The sequence below is a fragment of the Ralstonia soli genome (assembly GCF_023955655.1).
Classification (GTDB): Bacteria; Pseudomonadota; Gammaproteobacteria; order Burkholderiales; family Burkholderiaceae; genus Ralstonia; species Ralstonia soli.
In genome coordinates, this window is sequence record NZ_JAMXHT010000003.1 from 382,629 (window position 1) to 395,580 (window position 12,952).

The window sequence follows — 12,952 nt, forward strand, 5'->3', positions numbered from 1 at the left end:
TTTGGCGCCCCTTCTTCCCTTTGCTGATGCGTCTTTAGGACGCGCTCCCGACGTCGCGATCTGGCTGCGTGGCGCTTCGTGTTGGGCGTAGAATGCGCGGCGCTGTGTTGTCTTGCCGTGTGTTCTACGCCCTGCCATGTCTACGACCGCTCTCCAAAAAAAATCCAAGCTCCTGACCGTATTGCTCGCCTTCCTGTTCGGGAGCGTGGGCGCGCATCGCTTCTACCTCAAGGGCGGACGCGACTTCTGGGCGTGGTCGCAGGTGCTTGCCATGGTGCTCGGCGCGATTGGTGTGGCGTTGCTGTGGTCCACGCAGCGTGCGAGCGTGCCGGGTTGGGTCTGCGCGATCATCGGCGGGGCTTCGGTGCTGGCGGGGTTTCTATCGGCGCTGGTGTACGGGCTTCGCCCTGACGACAAATGGGATGCGCAATTTAATGCCAACGGCACGCCCACGCGCTCAGGCTGGCCGGTCGTTCTATTGACCATCCTCACACTGATGATCGGCACCGGCATGCTCATGGCCGGCCTCGCCATCACGTTCCAGACCTACTTCGAAACACAGGTACAGGCGGCGAAGGAGCTGTCGCAGTAATCAGAACAAACTGCCCTGGCGCTCATCGACAGGCTTTCTCGGTTTGGCAGCGCGTGCGGGCGGTTTGAACTGAGACGTGTCGAGCACGAGTTCGTTGTAGCGGTGGTAGTTGAAGCCGAGCTTGTCGGCCGTCTTGTAGAAGCGCTGCCGCAGCAGGTCTGCCCAGATGCCGGTGCCGCGCATGCGCGTGGCGAAATCCGCCTTGTAGTCTTGGCCGCCGTGCAGATCGCGGATGCGGTTCATCACGCGTTGCGCGCGATCTGGGAAATGCGCCGTCAGCCAATCCTGGAATACGGCGTTCAACTCATTCGGCAGGCGCAGCACGATGTAGCTAGCGTAGGTTGCGCCCGCCTCGCGCGCGGCTTCCAGAATCTGCTCCATGTGGTCGTCGGTGATGAAGGGGATCATCGGCGCCACGCTCACCCCTACCGGAATGCCCGCTTCCGCCAGCGTGCGGATCGTGCGCAGGCGACGCGATGGCGTGGCCGCGCGCGGTTCCAGTTTGCGCGCCAATTCCGAATCGAGTGTGGTGATCGTCACCGCTGCGACGACGAGGCTCTTGGCGGCCATCGGTGCGAGCAGATCGATGTCGCGTTCGATCAACGATGACTTAGTGATGAGCCCAACCGGGTGATCGCAATCGTGCAGCACCTGCAGCACATCACGCGTGATGCGCAGCTCGCGCTCGATGGGTTGATACGCGTCGGTGTTCACGCCGAGCGCGATCGCCTCACACCGGTAGCCGGGCTTGGCCAGCGTTTCGCGCAGCACCTCGGCGGCATTGGTCTTGGCGAATAGCTTGGTCTCGAAATCCAGCCCCGGTGACAACTCCAGATACGCATGCGTGGGCCGCGCAAAGCAGTACACGCACCCGTGCTCGCAACCGCGATACGGATTGAGCGACACACCAAACGGAATGTCCGGCGATTGGTTGTGGCTCAGGATCGACCGCGCACGCTCGATGGAGACGCTCGTCTGCAGGCGCGGTGGCGCATCGTCGGTATCCAATTGACCAACGAGCGGCTGCCAGCCGTCATCGACGCGCGTGCGTTCGTCGCGTTCAAAACGACCTTGTAGATTGGAAGTGGCGCCGCGCCCCTTGCGAGGAACGTGGCGGTCGGACATATCGGGCAAAGCGCAGTGGAATCGGATGCGAGGGCCTGTCGATGCTATCGCATCCGCTTCCGTTCCGCTGGCGTGGCGCCGACTACGCTTCGGGGTCGAGCTTCACTTCCCAGAGCGATTTTCCGTCGAGGTCGTGCAGCGACACATGCATCGTGCGCGTGGCCGGGTCGATCTTCGCGCGGCCGTAGTACTGCTGCAGCGCGGCGGGGGACTGGTTTTGCGGATTGTCCTTGGGAATGCTGATGTAGCGCAGGTCCGGCCCGAAGGTCTGGTCCACTTCGTTCGGCCCAAACGTGCCCGCGTTGATCGGCCCACCAACGAATTCCCAGAATGGCTTGAATTCCGTGAACTTGGCGCGCGACGGGTGGTAGTACGTGGCCTGCGCGTAGTGCACATCAGCAGTCACCCACACCACGTTCTGGATGTTCTCCTGCTTGATGAAGCGCAGGATCTCGGCCAGTTCCAGCTCGCGGCCGGACGGTGCGCCGTCATCGGCATTGGCCCACGCTTCATAGGTGCCTTTGGGCACGTCCGGGTTCAGGTCGGGCACCACCAGCGAGATCGGCATGTCGCTGGCAATCACCTTCCACGTCGCCTTCGACTGCTTGAGCGATTGCTTGAGCCACGCCGTCTGCTTCGGGCCGAGGAAGGCGGCGTCGGCATCCAGCGTGGTCTGACGGTTCGGCGAGTTGCGGCCGCGATAGCTGCGCTCGTCCAGCATGAACACGTCGAGCAGCGGGCCGTACTGGAAGGCGCGGTAAATCTGCTCCGGGTCAACCGGGTTGAAGCGGAACGGGTTGTACTCGAACATCGCCTGCTTCGCGCGGGCCGCCAGTACCGTGGCACTGCGCTCCTGATAGCGCTTCTCTTGCGGGCCGATCTGCTGCCCGGGGTACCAGTTGTTGCGCACTTCGTGGTCGTCCCACTGCACGAGGAACGGCACTTCGGCAGCAAAGCGGCGCTTGTTCTTGTCGAGCTGGTTGTAGGCAAAGGCGCCGCGGTAGTCATCCAGCGTCTGCGCGACGTGCGACTTCGCTTCGGTGACGAGGTTGGTCCACAGCGAGCCATCCGGCAGCTTCACCTCGGCCTGGATCGGGCCATCGGCGTAGATCTGATCGCCGGAGTGGATGAAGAAGTCGGGCGATTCGCGGCGCATCGCCTCGTACAGGCGATAGCCGCCGAAGCGCTCGTTGATGCCCCAGCCCTGCCCAGCCTCATCGCCGGAGAACACGAAGCAGATCGGGCGATTGGCTTGAACGGGTGCCGTGCGGAAGCGGCCGGTGATGGGCTCGCTGAACGCCTTGTTGTGCACCGAATCCTGGAAACGCACGCGATAGAACAGGTCGGCACCGGCAGGCAAACCCGTGAGGTCGACACGTGCGGTGAAACCGCTGGCTTCAGTGGCCGCCGGGCCAACACGGCGCACGACTTTCTTGAAGGCGGCATCGGTCGAATACTCGACGATCGTGCGCGCGAGGCGGTCGGTGCGGCTCCACACGATGGCGCTGTCGGCGGTGATATCGCCGCTCATCACGCCACTGGGCAATTGCGGGCGCAGGCGCTCGGAAGTCACCGCAGCGGGCGCTACGCCTTGCGCCAACACCTCGCCGATGCGCGAGCCGAGCAGCGCGGCGCCCCCGGTTGAAACGATGCCCTTGATGAGCGTGCGGCGGGTCGACTTGAAGATCGGCTGGTCAGACATGGGGGCTCCGGTACGGGTGGAAACGTCGCGGGCCAGCCTAAGTGGTTTTCGTGACAGCGTTAGGTCACCAACCCGGTCACGCGTCCGCTTCCGTCACGTCGATGGCGAGCGTCTCCTTGATCTCTTCCATCACGATGTAGCTCTTGGACTGCACCGCGCCCGGTAGCTGCAGCAGGATGTCGCCGAGCAAGCGCCGGTATTCGCTCATCTCGCGGATGCGCGCCTTGATGAGGTAATCGAAATCGCCCGAGACGAGGTGGCACTCCAGCACCTCGGGAATGCGCAGCACCTCGCGCCGGAACTGCTCGAACATATTGCCGGCCTTGCTGCCCAGGCTGATCTCTACAAACACGAGCAGTGAGGCGCCCAGCATGGCCGGATTCAGCCGCGCGTAGTACCCAAGGATGAAGCCCTCGCGCTCCAGGCGTTTGACGCGTTCGATGCACGGGGTGATGGTCAAGCCGACCGCCTCGGACAGGTCTTTCATCGACAGTCGACCGTCCTTCTGCAGCAGGTCGAGGATGCGGCGGTCGAGCTTGTCGAGGGCCCGGACGGGCTTGCGTTGGGTTCGCATGAGGCAAAACGCTCCAAAACCAGAGTTATTGCTGTTTCAATGAAATATACAGAAACAATGACTGGCTATGTGCGAATACGATAGCGACATCTATCGTATATGCATCTCCGGGGAGTATCACATGCGCGTGCTCGTTCTTGGTAGCGGCGTGATCGGCGTGACCAGCGCCTATTACCTGGCCCGCGCGGGCCATGAAGTCACCGTCGTCGACCGCGAAGCCGGTCCGGCGCTGGAGACCAGCTTTGCCAACGCTGGCCAGATCTCCCCGGGCTATGCATCGCCGTGGGCCGCGCCGGGCGTGCCGCTCAAGGCCATCAAGTGGATGTTCCAAGAGCACGCGCCGCTCACCATCCGCCCCGATGGCACCCTCTTCCAGCTCAAGTGGATGTGGCAGATGCTGCGCAACTGCGACGCCGCCAGCTACGCGCAAAACAAGGAGCGCATGGTGCGCCTGGCGGAATACAGCCGCGACTGCATCCGCGACCTGCGCGCCGACACCGGCATCGCCTACGAAGGCCGCCAGCAGGGCACGCTGCAAATCTTCCGTACCCAGCAGCAGCTCGACGGCGCCGCGAACGACATCGCCGTGCTCGAGCGCGCTGGCGTGCCCTACGAACTGCTTTCGCGCGAAGACCTCGTGCGCAGTGAACCAGGCCTGGCCTCGACCCGCCACAAGCTGGCCGGTGGCCTGCGCCTACCCAATGACGAAACGGGCGATTGCCAGCTCTTCACCACGCGCTTGGCCGCGATGGCTGAACAGTTGGGCGTGCGCTTCCATTTCAACCGCACCATCAATAGCCTGATCTTCAAGAACGAGGCCGTGCGCGGCGCGCTGGTCGACGGGCAGCCGATGGAAGCCGACCTCGTGGTCGTGGCGCTGGGCAGCTACAGCTCGCCGTTCCTGAAGAACCTGGTGAACGTGCCGGTGTATCCGCTCAAGGGTTTCTCGATCACCGTGCCGATGACGGATGCTGAAAAGAGCCCCGTCTCCACCATCCTGGACGAGACCTACAAGGTGGCCGTGACCCGCTTTGACGACCGGATCCGCGTGGGCGGCATGGCGCAGATCGTCGGCTACGACAAGCGCCTGGACCCGGGCAAGCGCAAGACGCTGGAGTTTGTCGTCAACGATCTGTTCCCGGGCGCGGGCGATGTGTCGCGCGCTTCGTTCTGGACGGGCCTGCGCCCCATGACGCCGGACGGCACGCCGATCGTCGGCCAGACGCCGGTGCGCGGCCTGTGGCTCAACACGGGCCACGGCACGCTGGGTTGGACCATGGCGTGCGGCTCGGGCAAGCTGCTGTCGGATCTAGTGTCGGGCCGCTCGCCGGCTATCCGTGCGGACGATCTGTCGGTATATCGCTATATGGGCGGTGCTCCGATGCCTGCAGGCAAGCCTGCGCTGGCCTGATCAGCGACATCACCGCACCAAAGAAAAAGGGAGGCTTCGGCCTCCCTTTTTTCATATCCGCCGATGCGGCTTAGAACTGCACTTCCGGCACCGCGCCGATGGTCTCACCACCGGTCAGCACGCTCTGCGCAATGCCCGGCGCCTGCGTGAGCAGCACGTCCGCAAACACGCGCGCCGTGGCGATCTTCGCGCCGTAGAAGTTCGGGTCTTCGCTCTCGCGGTCGATGGCCACCAGCAGCGCGCGCGCCATCTGCCAGCCCGACAGCACGATGCCGCACAGGCGCAGATACGGCACGCTGCCCGCGAACACGGCGTTCGGTTGCGCCTTGGTCTGCGCGACCACGAAGCGCACCACCGATTCCATGGCCTCGCGGCCCGCGGCCAGACGGACACGCATCGCATCGCAATGCGCACCACCCTTGGCAGCCAGCGCGGCTTCCACCTTCGCGATTTCCGCGCAGATGCCCAGCGCCACAGCACCGCCATCACGCACCGTCTTGCGGCCGATCAGGTCGTTGGCCTGGATCGCCGTGGTGCCTTCGTAGATCGGCAGGATGCGCGCGTCGCGGTAATACTGTGCGGCGCCCGTCTCTTCGATGAAGCCCATGCCGCCGTGCACCTGCACGCCCAGGCTCGTCACGTCGATCGACATCTCGGTGCTCCAGCCCTTCACGATCGGCACCAGGAATTCGTATAGCGCTTCGTTCTGCTTGCGCGCGGCATCATCGGCGGCATGGTGGCCGGCATCGCACGCGGCAGCGGCCACGTAGGCCAGTGCGCGAGCGCCTTCGGTCATGGCACGCATCGTCAGCAGCATGCGCTTCACATCCGGGTGATGAATGATCGCAACGGCCTTGGCGGCGGATCCATCCACCGGGCGGCTCTGTACGCGCTCGCGCGCATAGGCCACGGCCTTCTGATATGCACGCTCCGACACGCCGATGCCCTGCATGCCCACGGCATAACGCGCGGCGTTCATCATGATGAACATGTATTCCAGGCCGCGATTCTCTTCGCCGACCAGCGTACCGATGGCGCCGCCGTTATCGCCAAACTGCAGCACCGCCGTCGGGCTCGCCTTGATCCCCAGCTTGTGTTCGATCGACACGCAATGCGCGTCGTTGCGCGCGCCCAGCGAGCCATCTGCATTGACGAGGAACTTCGGCACCACGAACAGCGAGATGCCCTTCACGCCTTCCGGCGCACCCGGCGTGCGCGCCAGCACGAGGTGGACGATGTTCTCGGCCATGTCGTGCTCGCCCCAGGTGATGAAAATCTTCGTGCCGAAGATCTTGAACGTGCCGTCGCCCACCGGCTCGGCACGCGTGCGCACGAGTGCCAGGTCGGAACCGGCCTGCGGCTCGGTCAGGTTCATCGTGCCGGTCCATTCACCCGAGATGAGCTTGGGCACGAACAGTTGCTTCTGCGCTTCAGTGCCGGCGGTGAGCAGCGCCTCGATGGCGCCGTCGGTCAGCAGCGGGCACAGCGCAAACGACAGGTTGGCCGAGTTCAGCATCTCGATGCAGGCAGCGGCAATCAGCTTGGGCAGGCCCTGGCCGCCGTATTCCAGCGGGTGCTGCACGCCTTGCCAACCGCCTTGGCCGAACTGCGCGAAGGCCTCCTTGAAACCTGCGGTGGCCGTAACGACGCCGTCCTTCCAGCTGCTCGGGTTGCGGTCGCCTTCCACGTTGAGCGGCGCGACGACTTCACCAGTAAAGCGTGCGCTTTCTTCCAGCACGGCTTGTGCGGTGTCAGCGGTGGCGTCTTCAAAGCCGGGCAGCTTTGCAACGTTGTCCAGACCTGCGAGTTCGTTCATCACGAACAGCATGTCTTTGACGGGGGCTTGATAGGTCATGGCTCTCTCCAGTCATTCGTTAAACGTGATCAGGACGAAGTGTCAGCGTGTCCGCGCCGTCCTGATAACGCTTGCGCTCGCGTATAAAAAAGCCGTTTCCAAACGAGGTCGGAAACGGCTTTGCGTGGGGCCGCATTGTCCATTCGGGCGCACCGGGAAGATGCGCCGCCCGGTTCGATCAGCCCAATGCGCTCACCAGCTCCGGCACGACAGCGTTCAGATCACCCACGAGGCCGTAGTCGGCCACCTGGAAGATCGGCGCTTCCGGATCCTTGTTGATCGCCACGATCACCTTGGAATCCTTCATGCCGGCCAGGTGCTGGATCGCGCCCGAGATACCGACGGCGATGTACAGCTGCGGCGCGACGATCTTGCCGGTCTGGCCGACCTGGTAGTCGTTCGGCACGAAGCCGGCATCCACTGCAGCACGCGAGGCACCCAGCGCGGCGCCCAGCTTGTCGGCCAGCGGCGTCAGCACCTTGGTGTAGTTCTCGCCCGAGCCCACGCCACGGCCACCCGACACGATGATCTTGGCAGCGGTCAGTTCCGGGCGGTCGCTCTTCGTCACTTCGCGCGAGACGAATTGCGAGATGCCCGCGTCAGCCACGGCGGTCAGGTTTTCGGTGGCAGCCGAGCCACCGGTCGCTGCAGCCGGGTCGAATGCCGTGCCACGCACGGTAATCACCTTCACCTTGTCGGCCGATTGCACGGTGGCAATCGCGTTGCCAGCGTAGATCGGGCGCTCGAAGGTGTCCGGGCCGTCGACCTTGGTAATGTCGGACAGCTGGGCCACGTCCAGCTTGGCAGCCACGCGCGGCAGGATGTTCTTGCCGTAGGCGGTGGCGGGCGCCAGGATGTGGCTGTAGTTGCCGGCAATGGCCAGGGCCTGCTCGGCGACGTTTTCGGCCAGACCATCGGCAAACTGGGGCGCGTCGGCCACCAGCACCTTGGTCACGCCTGCGATTTGCGCAGCGGCCTGTGCAGCAGCGCCGCAGCCAGCGCCGGCCACCAGCACGTGGACGTCACCGCCGCACTGGGCGGCTGCCGTCACGGTGTTCAGCGTCGCGGACTTGATGGATTGGTTGTCGTGTTCAGCAATAACGAGTGCAGTCATGTTTGTTCTCCCCGCGCTCAGATAACTTTGGCTTCGGTCTTCAGCTTGGCGACCAGCGTGGCCACGTCGGGCACCATCACGCCGGCGCTGCGCTTGGCGGGCTCGACCACCTTCAGCGTCTTCAGGCGCGGAGCGACGTCCACGCCCAGGTCTTCCGGCTTGACCGTGTCGAGCGGCTTCTTCTTCGCCTTCATGATGTTCGGCAGCGTCACGTAGCGCGGCTCGTTCAGGCGCAGGTCGGTGGTGACCACGGCCGGCAGCTTGACCGACAGGGTCTCCAGACCGCCGTCTACTTCACGCGTGACCGAAGCCTTGCCGTCGGCAACCACGACCTTCGAGGCAAACGTGGCTTGCGGCAGGCCGGCCAGCGCAGCCAGCATCTGACCGGTCTGGTTAGCGTCGTCGTCAATCGCCTGCTTGCCGAGGATGATCAGTTGCGGCTGTTCCTTGTCGACCAGCGCCTTGAGCAGCTTGGCAACGGCCAGCGGCTGCAGCTCTTCGTTGGTCTCGACCAGGATGCCGCGGTCGGCGCCGATGGCCATGGCGGTGCGCAGGGTTTCCTGGCACTGCGTCGGGCCGCACGACACGGCGATCACTTCGGTAGCGACGCCCGCTTCCTTCAGGCGGACCGCCTCTTCCACGGCGATCTCGTCGAACGGGTTCATGCTCATCTTGACGTTGGCAAGATCCACACCGCTGCCGTCCGTCTTCACGCGGACCTTCACGTTGTAATCGATCACGCGCTTGACTGCGACCAGGACTTTCATGCGCTCACTCCACTAATTGATAAGACGATTTTGCAAAACGCTGGCCATTATAAGGGGGGCCAGTCGCCCGCGTAATTTTTCCGAACGGTCGTGCTATTTTAACCGCGAAAATTTGCCGGACGCCAGTCAAACGTCCGGCAATCGGTTGGGGAAAACCCTCTAACCGTGTGTAAAAGTGCTTACCAGGCCACGATCACCGCGTCTTTGTACTTCGTCTTCACAAAGGACTTCACGGCGTCCGAGTGGTAAGCCTTCACGAGTTTGGCGACCCAGGGCTGATCCTTGTCCGCTGCGCGCACGGCCAGCACGTTGGCGTACGGGCCCTTCGGGCTTTCGATGGCGATGCCGTCCTTGGTCGGGTCCAGGCCGGCCTTCTCGGCGTAGTTGCCGTTGACGGCGGCAGCGTCCAGATCATCCAGCGAACGCGGCAGCTGGGCGGCGTCCAGCTCGACAAATTTCAGCTTCTTCGGATTCTCGGCCACATCGCGCGGCGAGGCCTTGAAGCCGGCGTTCGGCTTGAGCTTGATCACGCCCTGCGATTGCAGCAGCAACAGCGCGCGGCCGCCGTTGGTCGGGTCGTTTGGCAGGCCGAAGCGCGCGCCGTCCTTCAGATCCTTCAGCGACTTGATCTTCTTCGAGTAGATGCCCATCGGGAACGTGATGGTCTGGCCGACGCTCACGAACTTGTAGCCGCGCGTGGCGATCTGGTCGTCCAGATACGGCTGATGCTGGTAGCTGTTGGCGTCCAAGTCACCGGCGGCCAGGGCGGCGTTCGGCTGGATGTAGTCGTTGAACTCGACGATCTGGAGCTTCAAGCCTTCCTTCTCGGCGACCTTCTTCACTTCTTCCATGATCTCGGCGTGCGGGCCGGCGGTCACGCCGATCTTGATCGGCTTGCTCTGCGCCATTGCGCTCCCGGCAGTCAGTGCCAGTGCCGCACCGAGGCTCGCGGACCATTGCAGCAGTTGACGACGATTCATGAGGTTCCCCCGTATTGATGTCGATGAATGATTAACGATGGCTCAGGCGGCGCACGAGCCAATCGCCCGTCGATTGCACCGCCTGCACAAAAACGATCAGGATGACGACGACCGCCAGCATGATGTCCGATTCATAGCGTTGATAACCGTAGCGGATACCCAGATCGCCCAAGCCGCCACCGCCGATGGTACCGGCCATGGCCGAGTAGCCGACCAGGCTGACGAAGGTGATCGTCAGGCCAGCGAGGATGCCAGGCATCGCCTCGGGCAGCAGCACCTTGTAGACGAGCTGACCGGTGGTCGCGCCCATCGACTGCGCGGCTTCGATCAGGCCGCGATCCACTTCGCGCAGCGCGGTTTCCACCAGGCGCGCGACAAACGGAATCGCAGCGATCGTCAACGGTACGATGGCCGCTGCAGTACCGATGGAAGAGCCCGCCAGCAGGCGCGTAAACGGAATCACCGCCACCAGCAGGATGATGAACGGCACCGAGCGCACGGCGTTGACGATCAGGCCCGCGATGCGGTTGAACGTCGGCGCCGACAGCACACCACCCGAGGCCGTCAGATACAGCAGCACACCCAGCGGCACGCCAAACAGCGCACCGATGCCGCCGGACACGCCCACCATGGCCAGCGTTTCCCAGAAGGCCGGCAGAAACAGATCGGTCAGGTCAGACCACATGGTTGATCTCCTCGACCACGACGCCTTGTTCGCGCAGGAAATTCATTGCGTTGTTGATGTCAGCCGTTTCGCCCGTGGCCAGGATCGCCAGCGAGCCGAAGGCCTGGCCCTGGATCTCGTCGATATGGCCGTGCAGGATGTTGAAGTCGAGCCCGTAGTGGCGGATCGCCTGGGCCAGCACCGGCTGGTCCACGCCCGCGCCGGTGAAGGCCAGACGGAACAGGTGGTCGCGCCCGCCGTGCTCGCGCGCAACGAGGCGGCTCTCCACGCGCGCCAGTACCGAGGGCGGCAACTCTTGCGAGATGACCTCGCCGATGAGTGCGCGCGTCACGTCGTTCTGCGGTTTCAGGAACACGTCGATCACGCGGCCCAGCTCCACCACGCGGCCGGCATCGAGCACCGCCACCCGGTCGCACACCTGCTTGATGACTTCCATCTGGTGCGTGATCAGCACGATGGTCAGGCCCAGCTCGCGGTTGATCTTGCGCAGCAGGTCGAGGATCGAACGCGTCGTCTCCGGGTCCAGCGCAGAAGTGGCTTCGTCGCAAAGCAGCACATCGGGCTGGCTGGCCAGCGCACGCGCAATGCCGACGCGCTGCTTCTGGCCGCCGGAGAGTTGTGCCGGATAGCGGTCCTTGAACGCGGCCAGGCCAACGAGGTCCAGCAGCGGCAGCACGATCTCGCGGATGCGCTCGCGCGGCGTACCGGCCAATTCGAGCGGGAGTGCCACGTTGTCGTACACCGTGCGTGACGACAGCAAATTGAAGTGCTGGAAGATCATGCCGATCTTGCGGCGCGCCTGGCGCAGCCCGTCGGCATTCAGTGCAGTGAGCTCCTGCCCCGCCACGGTGACGGTGCCGGCGGTCGGCCGGTTCAGCAGGTTGATGACGCGCACCAGCGTGCTCTTGCCTGCGCCGCTGCGGCCGATGATGCCGAAGATCTCGCCGCGGTCAATGGTCAGGTCGACGTCGCACAGCGCGTGGACGTCGTTGCCGCCCGCCCCCCGAAAGTGCTGCGATATCCCCTTGAGTTCAATCATGCGTACATACAAAAACGGCAACCGCCCCCGAATCCAGGCCGTTGCCGTCTCTTTATTGTTTGGAATGAGGCGCTAGTGTAAGGCAGCCGCTACATGCGAGGAACGATTCTTTAACGATGTCTTTATTACTTTTTAGAATGTCATCGGCGATTCGTCATCATCCACGTCTACAACTCGGCCAGCGCCTTGACGTGCGCCACCACGCTACGGCCCAGCGCGCTCAGGTTGTAGCCGCCTTCCAGACAACTGACGATACGGCCCTTGGCATGCACGCGCGCCAGTTGCATGAGTTGCTGCGTGATCCAGGCGTAGTCGGCTTCGACCAGGCCCATCTGGCCGAGGTCGTCCTCGCGGTGTGCGTCGAAGCCAGCAGAGATGAACAGCATCTCAGGCTGGAATGCGTCCAAGCGCGGCAACCAGATCGTCTCCACCACTTCACGCACCGTCAGACCATTGGTGTACGCCGGCAGTGGGATGTTGACCATGTTGGCCGCTACCGCCTCGGTGCCCGAATACGGATAGAACGGGTGCTGGAAGATACTGCACATCATCACGCGTGGCTCATCGCGGAAGGCCGCTTCGGTGCCGTTGCCGTGATGCACGTCAAAGTCGACGATGGCCACGCGCTGCAAACCGTGGTGCTCCAGCGCGTGACGCGCCGCCACGGCCACGTTGTTAAAGAAGCAGAAGCCCATCGCGCGACCGGGTTCGGCATGGTGGCCCGGCGGGCGCACACTGCAGAACGCGTTTTCCAGCTCGCCCGCGATGACCTTGTCGGTGGCATCCACCGCCGCACCCGCGGCCAGCACGGCAGCCATGTAGGTGTGCGGGTTCATCGAGGTATCGGGGTCGATCGGCATGTAACCTGCGATCGGCACGCTGGCCACCAAGTCGCGCAGGTATTCCGGGCGATGCACGCGGCACAGCTGCGCTTCAGTGGCGGGCGGCGCCTCGCACGGGACAAGCAAATCTTCGATGCGGCTGGCGATGAGCTGGTCTTCAATCGCGCGCAGGCGGTCCGGGCATTCGGGATGGTGCGGGCCCATCTCGTGCCGGAGGAATTCGGGATGCGTATAGAGGCCGGTCGCCATATTGATGTTGTGATCCG

The 12,952-nt window shown here is 63.8% G+C and carries 12 protein-coding genes; 2 read left to right on the top strand and 10 right to left on the bottom strand.

The annotated features are described in order from the left end of the window. Positions 1–136: 136 nt before the first annotated feature. Entirely contained in the window at positions 137–592 is a 456-nt protein-coding gene (locus tag NG900_RS08800) for an NINE protein (RefSeq protein ID WP_252679333.1), read from the top strand. Here the strand turns inward: NG900_RS08800 and NG900_RS08805 are convergent, their stop codons facing one another. The 3 genes from NG900_RS08805 to NG900_RS08815 all read right to left on the bottom strand — a co-directional run bounded on the left by NG900_RS08805 (position 593) and on the right by NG900_RS08815 (position 3,993). Further along, complete coding sequence (locus NG900_RS08805; protein WP_252679335.1) at positions 593–1,717, bottom strand: PA0069 family radical SAM protein; 1,125 nt, start codon at positions 1,715–1,717, stop codon at positions 593–595. It abuts the gene before it with no gap. Between the two features lie 82 nt (positions 1,718–1,799). Continuing rightward, on the bottom strand, positions 1,800–3,419 hold the full coding sequence (locus tag NG900_RS08810; RefSeq protein WP_252679337.1) for an alkaline phosphatase D family protein: 1,620 nt from the start codon (positions 3,417–3,419) through the stop codon (positions 1,800–1,802). Positions 3,420–3,495: 76 nt separating this feature from the next. Next, a complete protein-coding gene (locus NG900_RS08815) occupies positions 3,496–3,993 on the bottom strand; it encodes an Lrp/AsnC ligand binding domain-containing protein (RefSeq protein ID WP_252679338.1) in 498 nt (165 codons plus the stop codon). A gap of 121 nt (positions 3,994–4,114) precedes the next feature. Between NG900_RS08815 and NG900_RS08820 the strand changes: the two genes are divergently transcribed. After that, positions 4,115–5,404 carry a D-amino acid dehydrogenase gene (locus NG900_RS08820; protein WP_252679340.1) on the top strand — a complete coding sequence of 430 codons (1,290 nt, stop codon included), beginning with the start codon at positions 4,115–4,117 and terminating at the stop codon, positions 5,402–5,404. Positions 5,405–5,474: 70 nt separating this feature from the next. Here the strand turns inward: NG900_RS08820 and NG900_RS08825 are convergent, their stop codons facing one another. The 7 genes from NG900_RS08825 to NG900_RS08855 all read right to left on the bottom strand — a co-directional run bounded on the left by NG900_RS08825 (position 5,475) and on the right by NG900_RS08855 (position 12,935). Beyond that, a complete protein-coding gene (locus NG900_RS08825) occupies positions 5,475–7,259 on the bottom strand; it encodes an acyl-CoA dehydrogenase (protein WP_252679342.1) in 1,785 nt (594 codons plus the stop codon). A gap of 178 nt (positions 7,260–7,437) precedes the next feature. Beyond that, on the bottom strand, positions 7,438–8,373 hold the full coding sequence (locus NG900_RS08830; RefSeq protein WP_252679344.1) for an electron transfer flavoprotein subunit alpha/FixB family protein: 936 nt from the start codon (positions 8,371–8,373) through the stop codon (positions 7,438–7,440). A 17-nt stretch (positions 8,374–8,390) separates the two neighbouring features. Then, complete coding sequence (locus tag NG900_RS08835; protein WP_252679346.1) at positions 8,391–9,140, bottom strand: electron transfer flavoprotein subunit beta/FixA family protein; 750 nt, start codon at positions 9,138–9,140, stop codon at positions 8,391–8,393. 179 nt (positions 9,141–9,319) lie between these two features. Then, on the bottom strand, positions 9,320–10,120 hold the full coding sequence (locus NG900_RS08840) for a MetQ/NlpA family ABC transporter substrate-binding protein (RefSeq protein WP_252679348.1): 801 nt from the start codon (positions 10,118–10,120) through the stop codon (positions 9,320–9,322). Between the two features lie 31 nt (positions 10,121–10,151). Then, on the bottom strand, positions 10,152–10,805 hold the full coding sequence (locus tag NG900_RS08845; protein WP_252679350.1) for a methionine ABC transporter permease: 654 nt from the start codon (positions 10,803–10,805) through the stop codon (positions 10,152–10,154). Beyond that, positions 10,795–11,844, bottom strand: a complete 1,050-nt coding sequence (locus NG900_RS08850; RefSeq protein WP_252679352.1) for a methionine ABC transporter ATP-binding protein — start codon at positions 11,842–11,844, stop codon at positions 10,795–10,797. The genes NG900_RS08845 and NG900_RS08850 overlap by 11 nt, the downstream gene beginning before the upstream one ends. 167 nt (positions 11,845–12,011) lie before the next feature. Beyond that, on the bottom strand, positions 12,012–12,935 hold the full coding sequence (locus NG900_RS08855; RefSeq protein ID WP_252679353.1) for a histone deacetylase family protein: 924 nt from the start codon (positions 12,933–12,935) through the stop codon (positions 12,012–12,014). Positions 12,936–12,952 lie beyond the last annotated feature (17 nt).

What these genes read in the sequence shown, in the direction of transcription:
- NG900_RS08800 (WP_252679333.1), top strand. Translation starts at nt 137, where the DNA reads ATGTCTACGACCGCTCTCCAAAAAAAATCCAAGCTCCTGACCGTATTG.
- NG900_RS08805 (WP_252679335.1), bottom strand. Translation starts at nt 1,717, where the DNA reads ATGTCCGACCGCCACGTTCCTCGCAAGGGGCGCGGCGCCACTTCCAAT.
- NG900_RS08810 (WP_252679337.1), bottom strand. Translation starts at nt 3,419, where the DNA reads ATGTCTGACCAGCCGATCTTCAAGTCGACCCGCCGCACGCTCATCAAG.
- NG900_RS08815 (WP_252679338.1), bottom strand. Translation starts at nt 3,993, where the DNA reads ATGCGAACCCAACGCAAGCCCGTCCGGGCCCTCGACAAGCTCGACCGC.
- NG900_RS08820 (WP_252679340.1), top strand. Translation starts at nt 4,115, where the DNA reads ATGCGCGTGCTCGTTCTTGGTAGCGGCGTGATCGGCGTGACCAGCGCC.
- NG900_RS08825 (WP_252679342.1), bottom strand. Translation starts at nt 7,259, where the DNA reads ATGACCTATCAAGCCCCCGTCAAAGACATGCTGTTCGTGATGAACGAA.
- NG900_RS08830 (WP_252679344.1), bottom strand. Translation starts at nt 8,373, where the DNA reads ATGACTGCACTCGTTATTGCTGAACACGACAACCAATCCATCAAGTCC.
- NG900_RS08835 (WP_252679346.1), bottom strand. Translation starts at nt 9,140, where the DNA reads ATGAAAGTCCTGGTCGCAGTCAAGCGCGTGATCGATTACAACGTGAAG.
- NG900_RS08840 (WP_252679348.1), bottom strand. Translation starts at nt 10,120, where the DNA reads ATGAATCGTCGTCAACTGCTGCAATGGTCCGCGAGCCTCGGTGCGGCA.
- NG900_RS08845 (WP_252679350.1), bottom strand. Translation starts at nt 10,805, where the DNA reads ATGTGGTCTGACCTGACCGATCTGTTTCTGCCGGCCTTCTGGGAAACG.
- NG900_RS08850 (WP_252679352.1), bottom strand. Translation starts at nt 11,844, where the DNA reads ATGATTGAACTCAAGGGGATATCGCAGCACTTTCGGGGGGCGGGCGGC.
- NG900_RS08855 (WP_252679353.1), bottom strand. Translation starts at nt 12,935, where the DNA reads ATGGCGACCGGCCTCTATACGCATCCCGAATTCCTCCGGCACGAGATG.